The organism is Cognatundibacterium oligocarboniphilum (assembly GCF_013377855.1).
GTDB classification, from domain to species: Bacteria; Pseudomonadota; Gammaproteobacteria; order Burkholderiales; family Burkholderiaceae_D; genus Undibacterium; species Undibacterium oligocarboniphilum.
This window is the reverse complement of the sequence record NZ_JABXYJ010000002.1, coordinates 287,842-312,775: the sequence shown is the minus strand read 5'-3', so window position 1 is coordinate 312,775 and position 24,934 is coordinate 287,842. Positions and strand designations below refer to the sequence as shown.

Sequence of the window (24,934 nt, the reverse complement as noted above, 5' to 3'; positions counted from 1 at the left end):
GATTCTGTATGTTCGGGAAGTGCAGACAGGGCATTTGCTAAAAATCCAGTTTGAAATTCAGTCTTGCCAGCCGGCCGGGAAATTCATTATCGTGCCGGTATTCAAAATAATGGGCATTCAGCATATTTTGCACAACCAGTGTGACTTCCGCATGTTTTCCGGCCAGCAGAAACTGGCGGTTCAGGCGCCCATCCAGACGACGGTTTCCATCTATGTAATAACCGCGATTCTGGGTCGGGTTGTAGTCTGTTGCATTAAATTTGGTTTTTGCAATCTGGTAGGCGACCAGGCTGCCTTGCCATGACTCGCTGAACGTATGACTTAACATCAGGCTGTGATTGTATTTTGGTAAAGAGTCGCTATAAATCACACCGTTGATATTGTCACTTTTGACTCCGCCGCCAGACAGGCCATAGATGATGCGGGTTTTGTCCGACATGGGAGCTTTCAGCTGCAATTCATAGCCCCGCATCAGCGCGCGCCCCGCATTCAGATTGCCGCTGGCAGCCGATGCCGCCTTGCGAACATCGATCAGATCGTGGTAATCGTCATAAAAGATACGGAAATCAATATCTGCTTTACCCACTTTTCCCATGTAGCCGATTTCAGTGGACTGGACGCGTTCTGGTCGTAATTCTGGCAAAGCAGGGTAAAAATCCGGACCCCGCCAGTAGGCTTCATAGACTTTTTCATACACTGAGGGAGAGCGGGTTGCTCTGGAGTGGCTGATCCGGAAAGTATGTTCGGGTGTCACATGCCAGTTTGCTGCGATACGCGGCGTCACATCGTTGCCGGTGTAGCTGTTATGTTCAAGCATCGCCCCCGTATTGATGATGACATCGGGCCGCACGCGCCATTCGAGATTGCCAAACAGACGTTGCAGATGAAATGGAAATTCGCCGTACAGATACTGGTTGTCACCGACACCGAGATAATACGGCGCATATGTTTTGTCATAGCGCACGCTGCCACCCCAGACCAGACGACCATCCTGAAAAGGAGAAAAGGTATGCTGGACTTCCAGGTCGAAACGGTTGAAACGGATGTCGCCGTCGCTGATGCCATCAGAATCCCTGAGCGTAGCGTCAACTTTTTCTGAGGTATGAAATGCCTTGATGGCGAGTTCTCCGTCGCCATCCAGCGCACGTCGCCAGTTCAGCATTTCAAAATGATTTTCAGCCTGACGGGTAATGGCGGAGACATTTTTATACTCTCCCACTTCGCGTGGACCACCATTGAATCCGAACTGGAATTCCAGCGTATCGCTGGCATTGATCTGATAATCGGTGCGCAGATTGAAAATCTGCATGGTTTTGTTATCAAATTTATTCAGCGTCCAGAACGTATTCTGAGACGTCGGATTATGAATGTAATCATCTTCGCCATTGTCTTTGCGCAGGCTGGCGGTGATGCGGTAACTGAGGTCGCCGCTTTTTCCGCCATAGCGGAATACGCCTTCTGACCGGCTTCTGCCGCCGGTCAGAGATACCGAGCCTCCCTGAGATTCAGCGGCATGACGGGTGATGATATTGATCACGCCCAGATAGGAGTTGGCACCGTAGCTGGCCGAATCGGGGCCGCGTACTACCTCAATGCGTTCAATATCGGCGATCACGATCGGCAGGTCGTTCCAGTTCACGCCACCGAACAATCCGGCATAGACGGAACGACCGTCAATTAAAACCTGCATCCGGTCAGAGGTGGTCGTGGTGACCATGCCGTGATAGGCAACCGTGCTGTCTGCGGAAAAATAAGGATCGGCATGGTACGCCACATACATGCCCGGTACCAGACGGAAAATTTCTGATAAATCCCAGGCTCCGGAATCGCGGATCATCTGATGGTCAATGACGGTGACTGCAACGGGCGCCTCATTGATTGGCTGAGACAGGCGTGAAGCAGACAGAACCACAGGGATATCATCCAGGAAAATCGCTTCTTCCCTGTCGCCCGGCGCAGATGCCGTGGCGGCAAAGCAGGGGATGAACAGTGCAGCGGCCCAGAAAGTTCTGCCACGGTGCCGGAGAGCGTCAAAAAACGGGGAAGACTTACTGAACACAATAGACTCCGGGGCAACATTGGTACCAGTTGAGCGTAACACAGAGCAAGAACCGAAATGTCTCGAAGGCGCAACTTGCAACTTATTTCATCGCAAGTTTTCCTTTGATTTTTGTGAAACCGCATCTGATTTTTCAGAATTATGACAATGGCAGGGAGAAAGCTTGTTTTTGTATTAAACGAAGTGCATTTTTTCTATGCAGATATCCATTTTGATAGAAATTAGTTCACACCGGGACTTATGAATGGTTACTCCTACACGGTAGAATAGCGGGATGACTACAGAATTAACACTATCCTCCGCGGCAGGAGCAGAAGCAGCGCCCGCTTTGACCGGTGATCCAAAATTTGTTCATTTGCGTGTTCACTCTGAATATTCGATTGTGGACGGCCTGGTCAGGATTGATGACGTGATCAAGATGGCTGCCAAAGACCGGCAGCCTGCCATGGCAATGACTGATCTGGCCAACTTGTTTGGCATGGTGAAATTTTATAAGACGGCACGTGGCAAAGGCATGAAACCAATTGCTGGCTGCGATGCCTGGATCACCAACGATAATGACCGCGATAAACCCTCGCGCTTGTTGTTGCTGGTCAAAAATCGCCGGGGATATCTGCAATTATGTGAGCTGCTGGCGCAGGCATGGCTGGTGAATCAGCATCGTGGCCGGGCGGAAATCCGGTTTGAATGGCTGCAGCAACTGCATGAACGTGGCGAGGGAGGCGGGCTGATCGCCTTGTCCGGCGCGCACGCTGGGGATGTCGGTGTTGCCATTGATAATGGCAATCTGGAACAGGCAGAACGTTGTGCACAACGGTGGGAAAGTATTTTTCCAGGACATTTTTATATCGAGATCCAGCGTGCAGGTCAGCCGAATATGGAAAGCCATATCCGGCAAGCGGTGACACTGGCAAAGAAATTGCGGTTGCTCGTGGTTGCTACCCATCCGGTGCAATTCCTCAAAAAAGAGGATTACACAGCGCATGAGGTGCGCGTGTGTATTGCCGAGGGCGATATGCTGGCCAATGCGCGGCGGGTCAGGCGCTTCAATGATCAGCAATGCTTCAAAACCCAGGACGAAATGGCGGCCTTGTTTGCCGATATGCCGGGTGCATTGCAAAATTCGGTTGAAATTGCCAAACGCTGCAATCTCACGCTGGAGCTGGGTAAGCCAAAATTACCTGATTTCCCGACACCGGACGGCATGACGATCAATGATTTTCTGGTGTTTGAAGCAAAGCGCGGTCTGGAATTCCGTTTGCAACATCTGTTCCCGGATGAAGAAAAGCGCGCGAAAGAGCGCGCCCGTTACGAAGCGCGGCTGAAGTTCGAAACCGATACCATCATCAAGATGGGTTTTCCGGGTTACTTCCTGATTGTTGCCGACTTTATTCAATGGGCAAAAAATAACGGCGTGCCGGTCGGCCCGGGGCGTGGTTCCGGTGCGGGTTCGCTGGTTGCGTATTCACTGCTGATTACCGATCTCGATCCTTTGCAGTACAACCTGCTGTTTGAACGTTTTCTGAACCCTGAGCGGGTTTCCATGCCCGACTTTGATATTGATTTTTGTCAGGAAGGCCGTGACCGCGTTATTCAATATGTGAAAGATCGCTACGGCAAGGATGCCGTGTCGCAGATCGCGACTTTCGGTACCATGGCGGCCAAAGGCGCGATCCGTGACGTGGGACGGGTACTGGATTTTGGCTACATGTTCTGCGATGGCATCTCCAAGCTGATTCCTTTTAAACCGGGCAAACAGGTCACGATTGCCGAGGCGATCGTCGAAGAACCTTTGCTGGCGGAGCGTCAGGAAAACGAAGAGGAAGTCAAAACCCTGCTCGATCTGGCACAGCAGGTGGAAGGCATTACCCGCAACATCGGTATGCATGCCGGTGGTGTACTGATCGCTCCGGGCAAACTGACGGATTTTTGCCCGCTCTATACGCAGGGCGGCGATTCCGGCGTGGTGTCGCAATACGATAAAGATGACGTCGAAGCGGTCGGTCTGGTGAAATTCGACTTTCTTGGGCTGACAACGCTGACGATTCTTGATCGTGCAGTGCGCTATATCAAAATGCTGGATCCGGCAATGAAGAACTTCGATCTTGCCAAACTGCCGCTGGATGACAGAGCATCCTATGAATTGCTGACCAAAGCGAAAACCGTCGCTGTGTTCCAGCTGGAAAGCCGCGGCATGCAGGGTATGCTGAAAGATGCGCGCCCCGATCGTTTTGAAGACATTATCGCGCTGGTGGCCTTGTATCGTCCGGGTCCTATGGATTTGATCCCTGATTTCTGTAAGCGTAAGCACGGTGAGAAGTTCGATTATCCCGATCCGCGCACCGAAGGCATTTTGTCGGAAACCTACGGCATCATGGTGTATCAGGAGCAGGTCATGCAGATGGCGCAGGTGGTCGGTGGCTATTCGCTGGGTGGTGCAGATTTGCTGCGTCGTGCGATGGGTAAGAAAAAAGCGGAAGAAATGGCGGAACACCGTCAGATTTTCCGTGATGGTGCCGCCAAGGATGGTTTGCCGCAAGAAAAAGCCGACGAGATTTTTGACTTGATGGAAAAATTCGCGGGCTATGGTTTTAATAAATCGCATGCCGCGGCGTACGCGCTGTTGTCCTATCACACCGCTTACCTGAAAGCGCATCATCCGGCCGCATTTATGGCAGCCAATATGTCGCTGGCGATGGACGATACAGACAAGGTCAAGATTCTGGTGGAAGACGCGATCGATATTTGTAAGCTGAAAATGCTGCCGCCGGATATCAATTTGTCTGATTACCGTTTCATGCCGGTCGGCGAGCCTGGTAAAAAAGCGACGCAGATACGTTATGGGCTGGGTGCGGTGAAAGGTTCCGGGCAGAATGCGATTGAAAATATCGTCGCTGCGCGGGAAACCGGGGGGGCATTTAAAGATTTGTTTGATTTCTGTAACCGGGTTGACAAGCGACAGGTGAACCGCCGGACGATCGAAGCCCTGATCCGCGCCGGAGCCATGGATTGCCTGGGGAAAGATCGCGCCATTTTGCTGGCAACAGTCTCTCTGGCAGTGGAGGCGGCGGAACAGGCAGATGCCGCAGCGAATCAGGTCAGCCTGTTTGGCGATGATGAAGATCTGATTCCGCCACCGGAATACATCAGTGTGCCGCCCTGGTCAGACAAACAGCGTTTAACAGAAGAAAAGCTGGCGCTGGGCTTTTATCTGTCCGGCCATCTGTTTGATTCTTACGCACCGGAAGTGCGGCAGTTTATTAAAACCACTCTGGCGAAAGTTGAGCCATCACGCGATCCGCGTATGATCTGCGGCATCATCACTGGCGTGCGTACCCAGATGACTCAACGTGGTAAGTTGATGATCGTGACGCTGGATGACAGTACCGCAGTGGTGGAAGTCACGGTCTACAGCGAGTTGATGGAAGAATTCAAGAATCTGTTCAAAGAAGATGAATTTCTCGCAGTGATGGGGAAAGTTTCCGAGGACAGATTTTCCGGTGGCCTGCGTATCACTGCTGAAAAAGTCATGGATATCGGCCGCGCCCGGGTGCAGTTTTCTCAGGGGCTGCGCTTGAAATTAAGCGCTGGTACCGATACCCGGAAGTTACAGGATTTGTTACAGCCGCATCTGAACCCGGCAGGCTGCCCGGTGCTGATTCAGTATCAGAATGATGACGCTTGCGTGGAGCTGTATCTGTCGGACGAATGGCGGGTGAACCCCGGCGATCATTTGCGTGCAGACCTCAGCGAGTGGCTGTCTCCGAACAACGTATCGATTGAATACGCCTGATCAGATGACTCAAGACAGCGCATTTTATTCTTCACTTACTGCGTTGCCGGATCATTCTGGCAGCAGCTGGCGGCGCACTTTGCCACAGCAGGTCATGGCTTGGCTGCCGGTGACTTTATTTTTTCCGGTCGGGATCATGTATGCCGGAATACTGCTGTTTTACATCGCCCTGATTGTCGCAGGCGGATGGCGGGAAAACTGGCTGCGTTTGCAACAGCATCCTTTGCTCAGGCCGGTGTTACTGTTATCTGCAGTCAGTCTGACAATTGCTTTGTTTCAGTCCAGACCTGCGGAAATCGAAAATGAATTCTGGCCGGGACTGGGACATTATCAGACCTATCTTTTCCTGTTGCCGTTTTTGATGTTGCCGGCAGGTGCCTGGCAACGCAGGGCGGTCCGGCTTTTTTTGGGCGCTGCAGTAGTCGCTGCCACTTTATTCGTGCTCAATTTTTTCCATTTGCTGCCGGATAATCGTTTGTTTCACAGTTATGCCATGTACCTGGGAAACAAGTCTATTTTGCTGGGGATTTTATTAGCGATTGCTGCAGGCTGGATGCTGCATGAACTCTTTCTTTACAAGGAGCATCGCTGGCTTCGTATCCTGATGCTGATGTATGTTGTGGCGGCGCTTATTTTTTTATCCAAAACCCGTACTGCCAGTCTGATATTCGCATGTTTTGTGCTGCTGATGATTTGTCGTAATTTCCGCTGGTCGTGGCGTAGCATGTTGTTCATTGGGGTGCTGGCGGCCGGACTGGCGGCTGGCTGTAAGCTGGCAGCAGGATTGCCGCGGCCTGCCAGCTGCGTCATTAATCAGGTACAGGCACCGCCATGGGAACTGGCGCAAATCCGGATGCTGTGCACCATTCAGCAGGTGAAGGATTTTTCCGAAGGCCGGAAATCGACGGATGATGATGGAATGCGTGCTGAAATTTACCGTATCACGGCCGGATTGATCATGGAAAAGCCGTGGTCTGGCCATGGCATTGCTTCCTGGGTTCCGAATTACCGGCAAAGAGCGCAGGGTCTCAGCAGTGCCAGCATGACGACGCCGCATAACGACTATTTGCTGTATGCCACAGAATTAGGCATGCCTGGCGTGTTGGCATTGCTCTGGATCTGGATCCGGCAACTGCTGATTGCGCATGGTATGCGGCATCATCCTGATTTGCAGGTCAGGGAGAAAGCCATGTTATTAGCCATGCTGACGGTGGCAATGCTGGTTGGCGCCATGTTTAACGCAATACTGCGTGATGCGGTGTTTGGCCTTGCATTCATGATCTTGCTGCCATTGCCGCTGGCCGGAATCCAGGCTGAAAAAAACGGAAGATGCTGATCCGGACCATGATCCGGGCTGCATTCGCCATGCATGACCTGTCTGGAACAGACAGCTTGCTATCCGCAGAATAATGATAAAAATTTGAAAAAATATGAGTCTGATTAACAAAGAAACGATTGCTGTTTTCCGGCGCTTGTGGGGGGCAGTTCAACCGTACCGGTCGCGTATCTGGTGGGCCTTGCTGACGATGCTGGGAACCGCCTCGACGGAAGTCATGTTCCCCAAGGCGCTGGGATATATCCTGGATCACGGTTTTAAAGGGGATGCCAGTCATCTGGCGCTGTGGAAAGTGCCGGTCGCTGTTATCGGGATTTTTTTGTTGCGGGGAATTTGCACATTCAGCACCAGCTATCTGATGAGCTGGGTATCAACACGCTTATTGAATGAACTGCGCGCCAAGATCTTTGACCGGATATTGAATGTTCCCATCAGTTTTTATCAGGCGGAATCGAGCGGACGTATCATTAACACCATCATGTTTGAAGCCCAGCAGGTTGTGGAGATGCTCAAGGTATCTTTAACGACGCTGTTCCGCGATTCTCTGACGGTGATGGTGTTGCTGGCCGCCTTATTATGGCGTAACTGGGAGCTGACGATGATTGCGCTGATCCTGATGCCGGTCATGGCCTGGCTGGTGCGGGGAGTCAGCAAGCGTCTGCGCCAGTTGAACCAGAGTCAGCTGGATGTGAATAATGAACTGACACAGGTTATTGAAGAAGCGACCCGCGCCAGCCAGGTGATTCGCATTTTCGGTGGGCAGCGTTATGAGCAGCAGCGTTTTGAGGCGAAGAATGAAAAATTGCGCGGCTATTCCATGCGCACCACGGTGGCAGTTGCTTCCACGACACCATTGACACAATTGGCTGCAGCGGTAGCTGTTGCGGTCGTCATTATGTTTGCTGTGTCGCAGGCGAAGGAAGACGCCACCACAGTCGGACATTTCGTCGAATTTGTGAGCCTGATGATGTTGTTGCTGACGCCGCTCAAACGCCTGGCTGACTTAAATGGCCCGATGCAGCGCGGCATGGCGGCAGCTGAGTCTGTGTTTGCACTGATCGATACGTCGGCTGAACGGAATTCAGGCAAGATATTGACGCATCGTGCCATCGGTAAGCTGGATTTTGTCGGCACCAGTTTTTCTTATCCTGGTCAACAGCAGGAAGCACTGAAAGACATTCACCTGAATATCGCGCCGGGAGAAACGATTGCACTGGTTGGCATGTCCGGCGGTGGTAAAACCTCGCTGGTGAATCTGGTTCCGCGTTTTTACACACCGGATTCCGGAGAGATTTTGCTCGATGGTCAGCCGATACAGGAGATTGCGCTCTCCAGTCTGCGTGAACAGATCGCCATGGTGAGCCAGAACGTGGTGCTGTTTGACGATACGCTGGCGGCAAATATCGCTTATGGTGAAACTCAGCCTGACATGGCGCGTATTTTGGCGGCAGTGCAGGCTGCGCATCTGACAGAGGTGGTGCGCGATTTGCCCGATGGGCTCAATACCGTCATCGGTGATAATGGCAGCCGTTTGTCAGGCGGCCAGCGGCAGCGTCTGGCGATTGCCCGCGCTATCTATAAAGATGCTCCGATTCTGATTCTGGATGAGGCTACTTCGGCACTCGACACAGAATCGGAACGGGCGGTACAGGCTGCGCTGGATGAGCTGATGCAGGGACGCACCACGCTGGTGATTGCACACCGGCTTTCCACCATAGAAAGAGCAAGCCGGATTGCAGTGCTGGTAGATGGCCAGATTGTCGAAATCGGTACCCATACCAGTCTTCTGGCGCAGGAAGGCGTTTACGCCAATTTGTACCGCTTGCAGTTTGCTGATTAAACAGCCAACGATAAGAAACTGACTAACTGCCGCAGAAATCAGACTGACAAAGGAATTTTATGATGAATCCCATATCGCGTTTTCCTGTGCCTGAATTAACCGCATTACCGGTTGATATCCGCGAAAAAATCCTGGCGGTCCAGGAAAAAGCCGGTTTCGTTCCGAACGTCTTTTTGACGCTGGCGCACAGACCTGAGGAATTCCGTGCCTTTTTTGCTTACCACGATGCTTTGATGCTCAAGAGCAGCGGCAATCTCAGCAAGGCTGACCGCGAGATGATCGTGACGGCGACCAGCGCCCGGAATCAGTGTCTCTATTGTGTGGTGGCGCACGGTGCGCTATTGAGGATTTACGCTAAAAAAACCTTGCTGGCTGATCAGGTTGCAGTGAATCATCGCAAGGCCGATATTGGTCCGCGCGAGCAGGCGATGCTGGATTTTGCACTCAAAGTCTGCCAGGAGTCACACAATGTGGGCGATGCTGATTATCTGAAGCTCCATGCTCACGGCTTCGATGATGAGGATATCTGGGATATTGCTGCGATCACGGCATTTTTCGGTTTGTCGAACCGGATGGCGAATGTGATTTCTATGCGGCCGAATGACGAATTTTTTCTGATGGGACGTACCTCGCGATGACGCACGGTGTTTCATCCCAGATGACAGGTGTTTCTGCAATAACTGCTGCAAATGGTGTTTCCCGCCTGCTGGTGATTGCTCCCAACTGGATTGGTGATGCAGTGATGGCGCAGCCATTATTACGTCTGCTGAAGCAGCAATACCCGCAGGCCGTAATCGATGTACTGGCGCCGTCCTGGGTTGCGCCGGTGCTGCGTGCGATGACAGAGGTGGATACGATTCTGGAAACCCCGTTCAGGCATGGCGCGTTGCAATTGCGTGAGCGCTGGCGTTTCTCGCGTTTGTTGCGTGAGCGTGGGTATATGGTGGCCTATATTTTGCCCAACACGCTGAAATTTGCCTTGCTGCCCTGGATGGCGGGTATTCGCAAACGTATCGGCTATCGGGGCGAGAGCCGTTATGGGCTGATTAATGTCATGCATTATGACGACAAGAACAAACCGCGGCCGATGGTGGCGTTTTATGCAGCGCTTGCTTTTGCACCGTCTGGCGGTTTGCCTGCCGGTTTGCCGAAGCCGGTACTGACGGTTGCGCCGGAACAGCGTGATCAGGTCTTATCCAGCCTGGGATTGAAGCAAGATCAGCCGCTGATCTGTTTTGCTCCGGGAGCCGAATTCGGTATGGCGAAGCGCTGGCCACCCGGGCATTTTGCACAACTGGCGCATCATATCCTGCAACGGCATCCGGATGCCCAGATTGTGCTGCTGGGGTCCGGCAAGGACAATGAAGTCTGTGATCTGATTCGTAGTCTGTGTCCGGCGGTTCATCATCTGGCAGGAAAAACCAGTCTCGATCAGGCGGTGGCATTGATGTCGGCCGCTACGGCGATGGTCAGTAATGACTCCGGGCTGCTGCATATTGCTTCCGCGCTCAACCGGCCGGTGATTGCGATTTATGGTTCTACCGATCCTGATCACGCACCGCCGTTTTCAGATATCGCCTGTTCGCTGTCGCTGAAACTGAAGTGCGCACCATGCCGGCAAAGAGAATGTCCATTGCAGCATCACGATTGTATGGAAAAACTGTTGCCGGACATGGTGTGGCAGCCGTTACAGCGCATGTTGCCAGCGCTTGCGGGGCATGCGCTTGAGCATGAAGGAAAGTAAGTGGCAATGAAGCAGACACGAATCATGCTGGAAAGTTTTGCCGGCATACCGCTGCCGGGCTGGGATGTGTTAACGCCGTCTTATCAGCTCCGTCATTTCGGTAAGAGTGAAAATATTTTCACGGTGGGTGAATGGCAGCCTTATGTGTATGTTGTCCGCAGCGGTATTGTGAAGTTGACTTATTTGAGTGAGAGCGGTGAGGAATGGATCAAATCGTTCATCAGCGAAGGGGATTTTTTTGCCTGCCCTAATGTGTTGATTACCGGACTGACAACCGATTATTTCGCAACCGCTGTTGATGCCTGTGACATTGAGCAGGTTGATTACGCCGCTATTAACCAGCTGACGGAACAATATCCGGTGTGGCAGCGGGCGATCCGCCAGTTGCTGGCGCAGCACATCGTGCGCAAGGAACAGCGAGAACGTGAACTGCTGACCATGGCACCCGAGGCGCGTTACCAGTCTTTCCTGAAAACATATCCGACTATTGCAGCGCGTATTCAGCTGCGCGATGTCGCCCATTATCTGGGCGTCACGCCTGAAGCGCTGAGCCGTATCCGCAAGCGGATTGCATCAGACTGAGTCAGATTGATCTGGTTGGCCGGATATGATCTGGTCAGTCAGCGCTTGCGTTCAGTCTTCAAAAATATACTTGCCTGGGGCAGCGCCCAATGCAGGATCCTCATGCGGGTGCGGGGCCTTGATTCTGGCAGCGGATGAATGCTGAGTCAGCCATTGTTCCCAATAATTCCACCATGAGCCGGATGTTGTTTCTGCTTCCTGCAGCCAGATTTCCGGATCATGATAGCTGAGCATACGGTGTCCGGCAGGCAGGTGCTGGTAGCTGCGATGGGCGTGGCCAGGTTCCGACACGATGCCCGCATTATGTCCGCCTGAGGCCAGTACAAATTCGATTTTGGCATCGGTCAGTACATGAATCTTGTACACGGAACGCCACGGCGATACATGGTCTTTTGCCGTTCCTACCACAAACATCGGTACCTGAATATCACGTAACGCGATGGCATGTTGATTGACTTCGTAATGCCCTTTCGCCAGATCATTATGCAGGAACAGATGTTTCAGATACTCGCTGTGCATGCGATACGGCATGCGGGTAGTATCGGCATTCCAGGACATCAGATCGTTTGGCTGGGTACGCAAACCAAGCATGTAGTCGCGCATGATTTTTGACCAGATCAGATCACGGGAGTTAAGTAACTGAAAAGAGCCGGACATCTGCTTGCCATCCAGATAGCCTTGCTTCCACATCAGAGCATCCAGCATTGCCAACTGGCTTTCGTCGATGAACAGACCCAGTTCTCCGGGTTCGCTGAAATCTGTCTGTGCTGCCAGTAGCGTGATACTGCAGATTTCCGCCGGATGAGGGACTTCCTGGCGCGCAATCTGACCGGCCAGCGCCGCTGCGCCAATCGCCAGTAAGGTACCGCCCAGGCAATATCCCACCGTATGTATTGGGCAGCGGAAACGGTGATGGATGTCATTCAGTGCGGCAAACAGCCCGCTGCTGAGATAATCGTCCATACCCAGATCCCGGTCATTTTTATCGGGATTACGCCATGAGATCATGAAGACCGTATGCCCTTGCTCCACCAGAAACCGGACCATGGAATTATGTGGTGACAAGTCAAGGATGTAATACTTCATGATCCAGGATGGAACGATCAGAATAGGTTCCGCGCAAACGGTGTCGGTTTGCGGAGAATATTGAATCAGTTCGATCAGATGGTTACGGAACACCACTTTTCCTGCTGTCAGGGCGACATCGCGACCTGGCTGGAAAGTTCTGACCGGATGATCATCCTGATTGCAGTGATCCGGGAGTTCACAGCCCATGTCCTGCAACCAGTGCAGCCAGCCTGACAGCAAGTTTTTGCCGCCGCTTTGCTGTGTGGCATCGATGATTTCAGGATTCAGCCAGCCGTAATTCGAAGGTGATGCCACGTCAAGCAGTTGGCGCGCCATGAACTGCACCACGTCTTCGTGATGCGCCGTGACGCCGCGTATGCCGGTGGTGGCGCTTTGCCAGAAATCCTGCGTTTGCAGAAAGGCTTTGCTCATGGCATTAAATGGCCATTGAGCCCAGCCAGGATGGGAAAAACGGTTATCCGGTACAACGCTGTCTGCTGCCGGTGCGGCATCCGGATTGACGGGAGTTGTCGCTGGTGCCGTCATCTGGGCCAGATTATTTCGCAAAAAAGCAGGCCATTCAGCCGCCTGCTGCTGCCACATGCCGATCAGATCGAGTTGCTTACCGGGGGCGGTTGTCAGGTGCATGGCCCAGTCCATCCATGCCAGACTGACACTGGCCGGGGAAATCCCGCCTGTCAGTTTGGCGATGTGGTTCTGCAGGGCCATATCCAGCGAGCTGACTGCCGCTTCTTTTCCGGTCAGATAACAGATCGGGGAATGCGGTGCATTTTCTACAGACGTACCGGGGCTGGGTTGGCTTTGCTGAATGACGGTATCGGACGTCTGGACAGGTTTGGTCTTGCGCATCGGAGAATCCTCAGGTGATGGGCTCAGGTGGTGATTTTGATTGTCACAAAATGCAAGGTTGTTCGAATTGATGCGAATCAATTCGATTGTGCACTCACAGCAATACACTACGATGACTTATGCTTGTTGTCACGTCCTTCAACATGGGCCCTACCCCAATAGCAGGATAGGATGTTATATTTTTGTTGCTTAATTAATCATTTTTATCTGGCAATCATGCCGGAAAATGGCTGGAAAATTATGGAAAACAGGATATTCCCATATTATTTGATCTGTATCAGTCTTTTTACGATGAGCTTGCCTGTCAACGCTGCGGAAACACTGGAACAGGCCTGGAGCATTGCTTTACAGCGCGATCATCAGCTTTTTGCAGCACAGCAAAAAGAGTTGGCAGCACAATCTATGACCGGTGCTGCGCGTTCGAATTACCTGCCAAAACTGACATTGGAGTACGGTTATCTGAGGACAGAAACCGAACCTGCTGCAAAAATCAGTATTCCCGCCTTACCTATGCTCAAAGGTGCCAGCCTGCCGTTTGCCCAGGATGCCGCTTATTTTGGTGGTGTCACGCTATCGGCACCGCTGATCACCAGCGGAAAAATTTCGTCCGGCGTGGCTGCAGCTGAAGCATTGAGCGAGGCGGCAGCGGCGCAAACCACATTGACCCGCAGTGAACAGAAGCTGGCTGTCGCGTCGTCGTATATTGCGGTACTGCGCGCTGAACATGCGGTCGCCGTGGCACAGAGTCATATTGACGCAGTCAGTAAGCATGTCAGTGACGTGCAGCAGCTGGCAACACAAGGATATGTGGCGCGTCATGATCTGCTGGCCTCCGAAGTGGCACTGGCGAATGCGCGGCAGCTTGGCTTGCAGGCCAATAATGCGCTGGAACTTGCGCGGGCAGCTTACAACTGCTGGCTGGGACGCAGCTTTGAACAACCGGTGGCGTTGGCGGATCTGGCGCTGTCTGCCGATAGTCAGACAGAAACAGCGCTCGCTACCTTATTGCAAACAGCCAGTACGGAACGCCGGGAACTGCATGCGCTCAGCCGTCAGGGCGAAGCGTACCGCCAGCAGGCATCCAGCATCCGGTCCGGACAATTGCCACAGCTTGGTATCAGCGCCGGTTACAACAAATTGGAAAACCGTTATCTCGCTGCGGATAAAGGCTGGTGGGTCGGGCTGGTCATGAAATGGGAAATTTTTGATGGCGGACTGATCCGTCATCAGGCATCCCAATTATCGGCCAATGCGCAGGCTATCCGCGAGCTGGAACAGGATGCACGGGAAAAAATTGCCTTGCAGGTCAGACAGTCATGGCTGAACCGCCAGGAAACAAAAGCGCGTCTGCAACTGGTGGCAAAAGCTGTCGAGCAGGCAGATGAAGTATTGCTGCTGGCGCGCGAACGTTATCGTGAAGGCCTCGCACCGAACAGCGATGTGCTGGATGCAGAAACTCGGCGTCTGCAGGCGTATTCCAATCGCGATAACGCCATTTATGACAATGAACTGGCACGTTTGCAATTACTGCATGTCACCGGTCAACTTTGATGGATGAGCGAAGAATGGAAAAGAAATCTCAATTATTGGGGCCAGCATTAATCGGTGCGGCTGCTATTGTGATTGTGGCAGGCGGTATGTACTACCTCGCCGGCAGCCGGCAATTACCGGAAGGGCTGATTGCCGCCAGTGGACGAATTGAAGGTGAGCGCATTGTAGCGGCCGCTAAATTTCCGGGACGGATTCGTCAGATGCTGGCAAAAGAAGGAGATGCGATTGTTGCCGGTGCAGTGGTGGCGCAACTGGAAGACGACAGCTTTCAGGCAAAAACCGAGCAGGCAAAACAGGCATTGAATGCCACTGAAGCGCAGCTGAGTGCCGCTCAGGCGAGTCTGGAGATTGCGCAGAAAGAAGTGCCGATGGGCGTCAGTGTGGCCGATGCAACGCAGAGCCAGGCGCAGGCAGCGTTGCACAAGGCAGAAGCGGTGGAGCAGCAGGCAGCGCGCGATGCGCAGCGGCATAAAGAACTGTTTGAGCGTGGGGTGATTGAGCGTCACCGCTATGAACAGGCAGACCTCGGATCGCGTGTGGCCAGTGCCGATGTCAGCGCTGCGCAACAAGCCGTGAACCGTGCCCGGCAGGGCGCCGCACAGGCAGGTCTCGGCAACGATAAAATCAAGGCGAAACAGAAAGAAGTCGATGTCCTGAGGGCACAAAAAGACCGTGCCGCTGCGGCGCTCAGCGAAGCCAATTCGGTCCTGGTCGACCTGACAATTAAAGCGCCGTCGGCTGGTATCGTCCTGACGCGCCTGCGTGAACCCGGTGAAGTCGTCATGCCGGGAGGTGCGGTGCTGGAAATGGTGAATCTCGATCATCTGTATCTGAAGGTGTATGTGCCTGAATCACGTATTGGCCAGGTCCGGCTGGGTTTGCCAGTACGGATTTATACCGATGCGCAGCCGGATAAATATTACGAAGGGAAGGTCAGCTATATTTCATCGCGTGCAGAATTTACGCCGAAAGAAGTGCAGACCACCGATGAGCGGGTCAAGCTGGTGTACGCAGTCAAACTTGCCATTAAAGAAAATCCAGGACATCAGCTGACTCCGGGGTTACCGGCAGATGCCGTCATCCGCTGGCAAGACGGCATCGAATGGCAAAAACCACGCTGGAAATAATGATGCCTTTGTCGATGCAGACGGCGACTGACCCGGTGGAAAAAATCGTCGTTGATGCGCAGGGTTTGAGTAAATGCTATGGCAGCCAGATTGCCATGGATGGTGTAACGCTGCAGGTCAGGGCGGGTGAAATCTATGGCTTGATCGGCCCCGATGGCGCAGGCAAAAGCAGTCTGCTGAAATCGGTCGCCGGCGTCTTGGCGCATGACAGCGGACGTTTGCAGATATTCGGGCAACTGGTTGATTCTGAGGCCGCCAGCGAAATGGTCAAAGACCGCATCGGCCTGATGCCGCAAGGTCTGGGACAAAACCTGTATGGGGATTTGTCGGTGGAGGAAAACATCGACTATTTCGGTGGCTTGCGCCTGTTAAGCCGGGAGGAGTTCAGCGAGCGGAAAGAGGCATTATTAAAAAGCACCCGGTTGGAGCGCTTTCGCGACCGGCCTATGAAAAATCTCTCAGGCGGCATGAAACAGAAACTCGGGCTGGTCTGTACCCTGATCCACGAACCAAGACTGGTGATTCTGGATGAACCGACAACGGGCGTTGACCCGGTGTCACGTCGTGAATTCTGGAGCATTCTGGCACGCTTGCTGAAAGAAAAAGGCATTACCGCACTGGTATCAACGGCATACATGGACGAGGCCAGCCGCTTTCACCGCGTATCCCTGATGCACGCCGGAAAAATTCTGGCTTCCGGCGAGCCGGAACATATCCGCGTGCTGGCTGCCGGCAGTATTGTCGCCGGAGTGTGCGCAGACCCCGGGCAGCAAGTCCTGGCCGCGCATCGTTTATCTGCGCAGTTTCCGCAAATGGAAGTGCTGGGCCAGGAAATACGTGTGTTCACCGATACGACGGACAGACAGCAGGCCAGGACGATGGTGCTGGATTGCTTGCCGGATATTGCGTTGTCCGCGTGCGAAGTGCTGGAACCTGAACTGGAAGATGTGTTCATCGCGCTGTTGCGGCAAAAAAATCTGGTGCGGAAAGAGACTGAAACAGATGTCGTGCAGCTGTCATCTGATGGCCCACGCTACGGCGCACAGGGGCTGGCAATCGAAGCGGAACAGCTGAGCCGGACTTTCGGGGAGTTCAAGGCAGTCGATCAGGTCAGTTTCCAGGTGCCCCAGGGGGAAATTTTTGGCTTGCTCGGTGCCAATGGCGCGGGCAAGAGCACCGTGATTAAAATGCTGACCGGTATTCTGAGCCAGACCGAAGGAAAAGGCAGGGTTGCTGGTGCTGACGTCCGCACTGGCGGCCGTCAGATTCGTGAACGCATTGGCTATATGTCACAGGCTTTTTCCCTGTATCTCGATTTATCGGTATTGGAAAATATCCGCCTGTATGCCGGTATTTATGGCCTGACAAGAAAAGAAACAGCCGCCCGGATGGACTGGATACTCGACATGGCAGGTCTGCGACCTTTCGGGTACAGCCTGACGGCCAGCTTGCCTATGGGGTTGCGGCAGCGCCTGGCCTTAGGTTGCGCACTGATTCACCGCCCGCAGGTTTTGTTTCTGGATGAGCCGACTTCCGGCGTTGACCCGCTGGGGCGGCGTGCTTTCTGGGATGTGCTGTTCCGGTTATCGCGTGAAGAAAATGTGACGATTCTGGTGACCACGCATTACATGTCGGAAGCGGAGCATTGCGATCATATTGCACTCATGTATGCAGGCCGGGTCGTGGCAGATGCGTCACCGGAACAACTCAAGCGGGATGTCGAACAGCAGGCCGGAAAGCTGTATGAAATTCATTGTCAGGATGCACCGGCGGCCTTGCAGCAACTGCAGGCAGCAGGATTTCTGAACGTTGCATTATTCGGTTCCCGTATCCATGTTCTGCTGCCGTTGCCTGAACACGATTTACAGAAGATCACTGCCGTGCTGGGAAGTACCGGAGAAATCAGTATCCTGCCGCGGCGTTTGTCGATGGAAGATGTATTTGTGCATATCGTGACCAAACTAGAGGCGGAAGACCGGCATCCGGGAGGAGCTCAGTCATGAATTTACGGCGTATCCGGGTTGTGGCATATAAGGAGTGGCGCGAAATTGTGCGCGACAGATTATTCTTTATCCTTGCCTTCGTTGTACCGTCTTTGCTGATGCTGCTGTTCGGTTATGGATTGTCGCTGGACGTGGAGAATATTCCGTTCGCAATTATTGATTACGATCAGTCATCCCTGTCCCGCGATTATGCACACCGCTTCACGGATTCCCGGTATTTTTCATTTCAGGGCTATGCACAGCGAGAGGCAGAGGTCGAAAAACTGGTCATCGATAACACGCTGCGGGCAGTCATCATTATTCCCCCACGCTTCGGTGAAGATATCAGAGCGGGACGTGCAACCGATGTCCAGACCTGGATTGACGGTACTTTTCCATTCCGCGCCCTGACCACGAAAGGATATGTCACGGCCATTAATGCTGCTATTAATCTGGAAAACCTGTCGGCCCATGTGTCGGCACTCAGCGGCGTCCGGCAGGAAGATATTCAGTCACATTTGCAGCCTGTACAGCTGGAAACCCGCTATCTGTATAACCAGGAAGTGAAAAGCATCTGGTCGGTTGCACCGAAGCTGATCATGGTGATCCTGATGCTGTCACCGCCATTTCTGACCGCGCTCGGAGTGGTGCGGGAAAAGGAATCCGGGGCCATTTACAATGTGTATTCTTCCACGCTGTCACGGGGAGAATACCTGATCGGAAAATTATTACCTTACGTCGGTATTTCAGTCATCAATGCCTGTGCGCTGACGGCGTTTGCGTTATTGCTGTTCGGCGCACCGTTCAAGGGTAATCTGCTTTTCTTTTTCCTTGCCACGATTTTGTATGTGATCTGCACGACCGGTATCGGTTTGCTGGTATCGGTGGTGGTCAATACTCAGGTGGCTGCCATGGTGGGAACCGCGATTGTGACAGTGGTGCCCGCAGTGCTTTATTCCGGAATGATTATTCCGATTCCTTCCTTATCGGCGGTCGCGGCAGTGATTGCACATCTGCTGCCGGGAATGTATTACGCAGAAATTGTGATCGGCAGTTTTCTGAAAGGTGTCGGTTTAATGGCCTTATGGCCGGATATGCTGATTCTGGCAGCCTATGCCGCCGTGCTGTTCAGTGCCGGCTTTCTGGCATTTCATAAACGTCCGCGTTATTGATGCCGCCGAATCACCTGATGCTCTGGAGCCTGACGTATGTTTTTATTTGACCGTATCTGGTGGAGCCGCCTGCAGGCGATGACCTGGAAAGAGTTATTGCAGTTATTCCGCGATCCGGTGCTGCTGATTTTTGTGCTGTACGCTTTTTCTGCCGATATTTATAACGCTGCGTCAGGTGTGTCATTCCAGTTAAATAATGCGGCATTAATCTTGTCGGATATGGATCGCAGTGCGGCTTCCCGCGAACTGGCCGGACGTTTCATGCCACCAGAGTTCCGTTGGGCGGGCACGATCAGCCATGCTGCGCAGGGACAGCAGCAGCTGGATGACGGAAAGGCGATGGCCGTGCTGGATATTCCGCCTGGTTTTGGTGCCGCTTTAGCCCGTGGTGAGAAAGCAGCAGTGCAATTGCAGATCGATGCCTCCAATTCCGTGCAGGGCTTTCTTGCATCGGTGGATGCAACGCAGATTGTGGCCCGGTTCGGACTGGAGCAGATCGCCGGGCAATGGGGGATCAATGCGGGTGGAGGAAATGCAGCAGGTGATTTGCCGATGATCCGGAGTCATACGCGGGTCTGGTTTAATCCGAATCAGAACGATGCCTGGTTTATGGGAATATCGGAATTGCTGAATGTGGTGACTTTATTTTCCATGCTATTGCCGGCAGCAGCCATGGTCAGGGAAAAAGAACGCGGAACGATCGAACAGCTGCTGGTATCGCCACTGTCACCGATGCAGATCATGGTGCCAAAGATGATAGCGATGGTGGCCGTGATTCTGGCAGGAACCGCACTGGGGTTGTTTGGCATGCTGATTCCGGTATTTTCGATTCCGGTTAACGGCAGTCTGTTGCTGTTTTTTGCGCTGACAACCTTATACGTCAGCACGTTGGCAGGAATAGGAATCCTGATTGCGACCGTGACCAGAAATATGGCTCAGGCAGGCATGATGGTGATTCTGATTCTGGCGCCGATGATGTTTTTATCCGGCGCCTGGACGCCGCCTGAGGCAATGCCTGCCGTGATGCGTTTCGGGATGTACGTGTCGCCTTTGTATTACTACATCAATGCCAGTTATGGCATTCTGATGAAAGGTGCCGGGATTGCTGTGCTGTGGCCGATGTTTCTGGGTATCTTTTGTATCGGCGTGCTTGTCAGTCTCAGTACGATACGACGTTTTCATCGGCAGTTTGCCTGAACCTGCGATGCCATCAGAAATATTTAAAACGGAATTGACTATGAAGCCGGAATCCTTGTTTTCACTAGCAGGCAAGCGTGGTGTGATCATCGGGCTGGCAAATGCGCACAGCATTGCGTATGGCTGCGCTGTCGTTGCCCATGCGCTGGGGGCACAGATGGTATTGTCCTGTCTGAACGATAAAGCCCTGCAGTTCGTGGCGCCGCTGGCAGAGCAGCTGCAATCGCCGCTCTTGGTCTGCGATGTTGAAAAGGAAGGAGAGCTGGAGCGGCTGATTCAGTTTGCTGCGGACAGAATGGGTAAAATTGATTTCCTGATTCATTCTGTTGCCTGGGCTCCGCTCACCGATTTGCATGGACGTGTGCTTGACAGCTCTGCGCAAGGATTTTTGCAGGCGATGAATATTTCCTGCCATTCATTTGCGCGCGCTGCTCGTTTATGTGAGCCACATCTGGCGCCGGGAGCCAGCCTGATGACCATGAGCTATCTCGGTGCAGATGAAGCCGTGGCGCACTATGGTCTGATGGGGCCGGTCAAGGCGGCGCTGGAATCGCTGGTGCGGTATCTGGCTGTGGAGATGGGGCCGGCCGGAACGCGGGTGCATGCGATTTCACCCGGACCGGTACCGACCCGCGCTGCATCCGGTTTGCAGGAATTTGATGCGCTGATGGAAAAAGCAAAGACGAATGCACCCTTAAAGCGCTTGGTCACTTTGCCGGAGATTGGCCAGCTTGCCGCCTTTCTGATCAGCGATGCCGCATCGGGCATGACGGGTCAGACCCTGTATGTGGATGGCGGTTACCATATTGTGAACTGAGCGCCCCGTCTGATGGCGGTCGGCAGATAAAGATGAACAACGAATCCGGCAAGATCCGTCGCCTTGCAAATTTCAACCTGGGGAAGTCAAAATGAATGATCCTGTTTATCCTGTGCATACACAGCAGGGGCTGATCTCGAATGTCGTGTATGACGATATCCGGATCGGGCAGAGTGCGAGTTATACACGGACGCTGAATCAGGCAGATATTCAGGCATTTGCAGCCGTTTCCGGCGATGTGAATCCGGCGCATCTTGATCCTGAGTATGCCCAAAATACCTTGTTTCATGGTGTGATTGCACATGGTATGTGGGGAGGTGCGCTGATTTCAACGGTGCTCGGAACTCAGTTACCCGGACCGGGAACGATTTATCTGGAGCAGAATCTGCACTTCTCCAAACCGGTCCGTATCGGCGACACCCTGACTATCACTGTCACGGTGTTGTCCAAAGATGACGAGAAAAAACGGGTGACGCTGGACTGTCTGATTAAAAATCAACAGGACATCACCGTTGTGTCCGGTCATGCACTGGTGATTGCACCGACGGAAAAGGTCAGCCGGCAGCGTATGCAGTTGCCGACCGTGGCCATGTTCGAGCTTGGTATGCGGCAGAAAAAACTGCTGGACAGCGTCAGCGGGCTGGAACCGGTACGTTGTGCCGTGGTCCATCCCTGTGATGCTGATTCACTGGCAGGTGCGCTTGATGCTGCACGTCAGGGATTGATTATTCCCGTACTGATTGCACCCTGTGAAAAACTGCGTGATGTCGCCAGTCGTGCCGGGCTCGATATCAGCCAGTTTGAACTGATCGATGTTCCTCATAGTCATGCGGCGGCAGATCGCGCGGTTGCGCTGGCAGAAAGCGGACAGGTTGAAGCACTGATGAAAGGCAGTCTGCACACCGATGAACTGATGGGCGCGGTGGTGCATAGCACAGCGCTGCGCACCAAGCGCCGCTTATCGCACGTGTTTCACCTGGATGTACCGATGTATCACAAAGTGCTGCTGCTGACAGACGCTGCTTTGAATATCGTACCGGATCTGGCGGAAAAGACGGATATCCTGCAAAACGCCATTAATCTGGCACACGCATTGCAGATTGCTCAGCCCAAGGTGGCGTTGCTGTCTGCAGTGGAAACGGTCAATTCTAAAATGCAGTCGACACTGGATGCTGCTGCGTTGTGCAAGATGGTTGAGCGCAGACAGATTACCGGTGCTGTGGTCGATGGGCCGCTGGCATTTGATAATGCGATTTCCGCAGAGGCGGCACAGATCAAAGGGATCGATTCGCCAGTCGCTGGTGATCCTGACATTTTGATGGTCCCTGATCTGGAGTCCGGTAATATGCTGGCCAAGCAGTTTGAATATCTGGCCGGAGCGGCAACTTGCGGTATCGTTCTGGGGGCGCGGGTGCCGATTGCGCTGACCAGTCGCGCTGATGGCGTGGCAAGCCGTGTTGCATCGGCCGCACTGGCGAAATTGCTGGCGCATGCATACAGAAAAAATACACCATGACCCTAGCGCAGAGCATTTCCGCAGAGCGGCAGCAAGCGATCCTGTCGGTGAATTCAGGTTCCTCAACGGTGAAGTTTGCCTTGTACCCGCTACATGATCAACTGGTGGATGCCGCTGTTGTCTCCGGCTTGGTGGAAGGGCTGGAACCGGGCGGGAAACCTGCGATCTGCCTCATTGACCAAACAGGGCGCCAGACTTTTCCACTGACTACAGACGTCACCGGAAGTGACGCTTTTACGGCCGCATTGACCGAATTGCGTCGTCTGATTGCGTCGTACGGTAAGGATATTGACGTGACTGCTATTGCACACCGGGTTGTGCACGGTGGCGAGCAATATGCGGCCTCGGTACTGATTGATAGCGCTGCGATCAGTTACCTGCAAACCCTGAATCCACTGGCACCACTGCATCAGCCGCATAATCTTGAAGGTATTCTGGCGTTTCAGCGCGCTTATCCGGACATTCCCCAGATTGCCTGCTTTGATACCGGATTCCACGCAGAATTGCCGGTGTATGAAAAAACACTGGCTTTGCCACAATCATTGCGCGATGCCGGAATCCGTCGTTATGGTTTTCATGGGCTGTCTTACCGCTATGTCTCACAGCGACTGGCAGAATACAGCTGCAGAGCAAAGCAGCGTGTCGTGATGGCACATCTGGGTAACGGCGCCAGTGCATGCGCCATGTTGCAAGGAAAGAGCGTCGCTACCACCATGGGTTTTTCGGCGCTGGATGGTCTGATGATGGGAACCCGGTGCGGTGCGCTGGACCCGGGTGTTTTACTGTATCTGATGCAGGCAGGATGGGATGCGGTCAGACTGGAAAAGACGCTGTATAAAGAATCCGGTTTGCTGGGTGTTTCCGGCCTTTCAGCCGATATGCGGACATTGCGCCAGAGCGACGCCCCGGCGGCACAGGCTGCAATTGCCTTGTTCACATACCGGGTCATGCGTGAATGCGCCGGTCTGACCGCTTGCACCGGCGGGCTGGATGTACTGGCCTTTACCGGCGGGATCGGGGAGCATGATACGGTATTGCGCCGACAGGTCGCAGAGGGCTTGCATTATCTGGGACTGAAGATTGATCCGGAAAAAAATGCTATCGCTACCGGCGATCAGGCGATGACCATTCATGCAGCAGACAGTCAGGTCGAAATCTGGGTTATTCCAACGGATGAAGGCCGGATTGCCGCAATGGATGCTTCTGCGATCATTGCCCCCCAACGGGTCTGTCCGGCTTGAAAGAAAGCCAGGCCGGAGGTCTGAATAAATACTGCAGCGGTCGTCGCGCCGGTTGTTGCGTCAGCCGGAAAACAAACACGGGAAGCAGTATTCCAGCGGCGCAGCCTGCCAACAAATGCAGCCAGGTGGAGTCAATATGCAGAAATCTGCTCAAAACAATCCGTATGCCGCTGCCCGCCAGAATATGCATCAGATAAACCGGCATGGAGTAATATCCCAGCGTTTCAAATATCTGCAGCCAGCGTATGCCTGACCGTACCATTGACATCGCCAGACCATTGACCAGCATGATGCCGCTGCAGGCCAGCAACAGGTTCAACGGAGAATGATCACTGAACAGCAGTCGCAACGGCACATGAAACAGCCATTCGGCACTCACAAACAGCAATCCTGATGCGATCAGCAATGGCATTGCGTAAGGTGCCAGATAGCGATGCAGTTCGTCTTTCCAGTAAAAGCCGTAAGCGCCCATCAAAAAGAAAATCAGATATCCACCCAGGAAATCAAGCGGAAAAGGCAACGCCAGCCACACAGACAGACACCATGCGGCCAATGCACCGCCCACAGCCAGTAGCGTTGAGCGGCCAGTCACAGGCTGATGCTGGCGCAGCGTGATTGCCATCAGCACAAATAAGCCGAACAGGACATATAAAAACCAGAACTGCGCGCGCGGCTGCCAGAGCAGCGATAAGACTTCCGTCATGTTTGTCCTGGCCGTGGTGAAACGTGACAACAGCACTTCTGTGCCGCCCTGCAGCAGCGACCAGATAAGGTAGGGATAAAGAATACTGTCGATCTTTTCGGCGACCAGCCCGCGGCTGCCGTATTTCTTCAGACCGGGTAGCAGGAACAGACCGGACAGGAAAAAAAACAGCGGCATGTGAAAGCTATAAATCACACTGTCGGCTACTGTGAACCAGGCCAGATCCACAGCCATACCTGCATTGACAATGCCGCGGCTCACATGACCGTATACCACCAGCAAAATGCCGATTCCCTTGGCAAAATCAACCCAGTTTTCGCGCTTTTGCTGCATGCT

17 protein-coding genes are annotated in these 24,934 nt (G+C 53.3%); 14 read left to right on the top strand and 3 right to left on the bottom strand.

The features are described 5' to 3' along the window. Positions 1–37: 37 nt before the first annotated feature. Complete coding sequence (locus HV832_RS04430) at positions 38–2,059, bottom strand: TonB-dependent receptor plug domain-containing protein (protein ID WP_176802341.1); 2,022 nt, start codon at positions 2,057–2,059, stop codon at positions 38–40. A 274-nt stretch (positions 2,060–2,333) separates the two neighbouring features. Here HV832_RS04430 and dnaE point away from each other — a divergent pair, with 274 nt between their 5' ends. The 6 genes from dnaE (at position 2,334) to HV832_RS04400 (ending at position 11,354) form a co-directional block, all read left to right on the top strand. Then, on the top strand, positions 2,334–5,852 hold the full coding sequence (gene dnaE / locus HV832_RS04425; RefSeq protein WP_176802340.1) for a DNA polymerase III subunit alpha: 3,519 nt from the start codon (positions 2,334–2,336) through the stop codon (positions 5,850–5,852). Between the two features lie 4 nt (positions 5,853–5,856). Further along, positions 5,857–7,188, top strand: coding sequence for an O-antigen ligase family protein (locus HV832_RS04420; RefSeq protein WP_176802339.1), 1,332 nt, complete (start codon positions 5,857–5,859; stop codon positions 7,186–7,188). A 94-nt stretch (positions 7,189–7,282) separates the two neighbouring features. Beyond that, positions 7,283–9,028 carry a lipid A export permease/ATP-binding protein MsbA gene (msbA, locus tag HV832_RS04415; protein ID WP_176802338.1) on the top strand — a complete coding sequence of 582 codons (1,746 nt, stop codon included), beginning with the start codon at positions 7,283–7,285 and terminating at the stop codon, positions 9,026–9,028. 62 nt (positions 9,029–9,090) lie between these two features. Beyond that, the gene (locus HV832_RS04410; protein WP_399310058.1) at positions 9,091–9,666 is read left to right on the top strand and encodes a peroxidase-related enzyme; all 576 of its coding nucleotides are present in this window, start codon (positions 9,091–9,093) and stop codon (positions 9,664–9,666) included. A 20-nt stretch (positions 9,667–9,686) separates the two neighbouring features. Next, positions 9,687–10,772 carry a lipopolysaccharide heptosyltransferase II gene (gene waaF / locus HV832_RS04405; protein ID WP_176802336.1) on the top strand — a complete coding sequence of 362 codons (1,086 nt, stop codon included), beginning with the start codon at positions 9,687–9,689 and terminating at the stop codon, positions 10,770–10,772. 6 nt (positions 10,773–10,778) lie between these two features. Then, positions 10,779–11,354 (top strand): Crp/Fnr family transcriptional regulator, encoded by a 576-nt coding sequence (locus HV832_RS04400; RefSeq protein ID WP_176802335.1) that lies wholly within the window; start codon positions 10,779–10,781, stop codon positions 11,352–11,354. A 51-nt stretch (positions 11,355–11,405) separates the two neighbouring features. On the opposite strand, the gene HV832_RS04395 is transcribed toward HV832_RS04400, so the two are convergent. After that, positions 11,406–13,292, bottom strand: a complete 1,887-nt coding sequence (locus HV832_RS04395; protein WP_218131956.1) for a PHA/PHB synthase family protein — start codon at positions 13,290–13,292, stop codon at positions 11,406–11,408. A 291-nt stretch (positions 13,293–13,583) separates the two neighbouring features. Here HV832_RS04395 and HV832_RS04390 point away from each other — a divergent pair, with 291 nt between their 5' ends. From HV832_RS04390 to HV832_RS04355, 8 genes are all read left to right on the top strand, one after another. Beyond that, entirely contained in the window at positions 13,584–14,843 is a 1,260-nt protein-coding gene (locus HV832_RS04390; RefSeq protein ID WP_176802334.1) for a TolC family protein, read from the top strand. 14 nt (positions 14,844–14,857) lie between these two features. Next, positions 14,858–15,970, top strand: coding sequence for an HlyD family secretion protein (locus HV832_RS04385; RefSeq protein WP_218131955.1), 1,113 nt, complete (start codon positions 14,858–14,860; stop codon positions 15,968–15,970). Beyond that, positions 15,946–17,973, top strand: a complete 2,028-nt coding sequence (locus HV832_RS04380) for an ATP-binding cassette domain-containing protein (RefSeq protein ID WP_218131954.1) — start codon at positions 15,946–15,948, stop codon at positions 17,971–17,973. The genes HV832_RS04385 and HV832_RS04380 overlap by 25 nt, the downstream gene beginning before the upstream one ends. After that, on the top strand, positions 17,970–19,124 hold the full coding sequence (locus HV832_RS04375; protein WP_176802332.1) for an ABC transporter permease: 1,155 nt from the start codon (positions 17,970–17,972) through the stop codon (positions 19,122–19,124). The genes HV832_RS04380 and HV832_RS04375 overlap by 4 nt, the downstream gene beginning before the upstream one ends. A gap of 36 nt (positions 19,125–19,160) precedes the next feature. Continuing rightward, positions 19,161–20,321 (top strand): ABC transporter permease, encoded by a 1,161-nt coding sequence (locus HV832_RS04370; protein ID WP_176802331.1) that lies wholly within the window; start codon positions 19,161–19,163, stop codon positions 20,319–20,321. A 40-nt stretch (positions 20,322–20,361) separates the two neighbouring features. Beyond that, positions 20,362–21,138, top strand: coding sequence for an enoyl-ACP reductase FabI (gene fabI, locus HV832_RS04365; RefSeq protein WP_176802330.1), 777 nt, complete (start codon positions 20,362–20,364; stop codon positions 21,136–21,138). Positions 21,139–21,229: 91 nt separating this feature from the next. After that, the gene (locus tag HV832_RS04360; protein WP_176802329.1) at positions 21,230–22,654 is read left to right on the top strand and encodes a bifunctional enoyl-CoA hydratase/phosphate acetyltransferase; all 1,425 of its coding nucleotides are present in this window, start codon (positions 21,230–21,232) and stop codon (positions 22,652–22,654) included. Continuing rightward, positions 22,651–23,895 carry an acetate/propionate family kinase gene (locus HV832_RS04355; RefSeq protein WP_176802328.1) on the top strand — a complete coding sequence of 415 codons (1,245 nt, stop codon included), beginning with the start codon at positions 22,651–22,653 and terminating at the stop codon, positions 23,893–23,895. Before HV832_RS04360 ends, HV832_RS04355 begins: the two co-directional genes overlap by 4 nt. Here the strand turns inward: HV832_RS04355 and HV832_RS04350 are convergent. Continuing rightward, positions 23,864–24,931 (bottom strand): acyltransferase family protein, encoded by a 1,068-nt coding sequence (locus HV832_RS04350; RefSeq protein ID WP_176802327.1) that lies wholly within the window; start codon positions 24,929–24,931, stop codon positions 23,864–23,866. The genes HV832_RS04355 and HV832_RS04350 overlap by 32 nt on opposite strands. Positions 24,932–24,934: the final 3 nt, after the last annotated feature.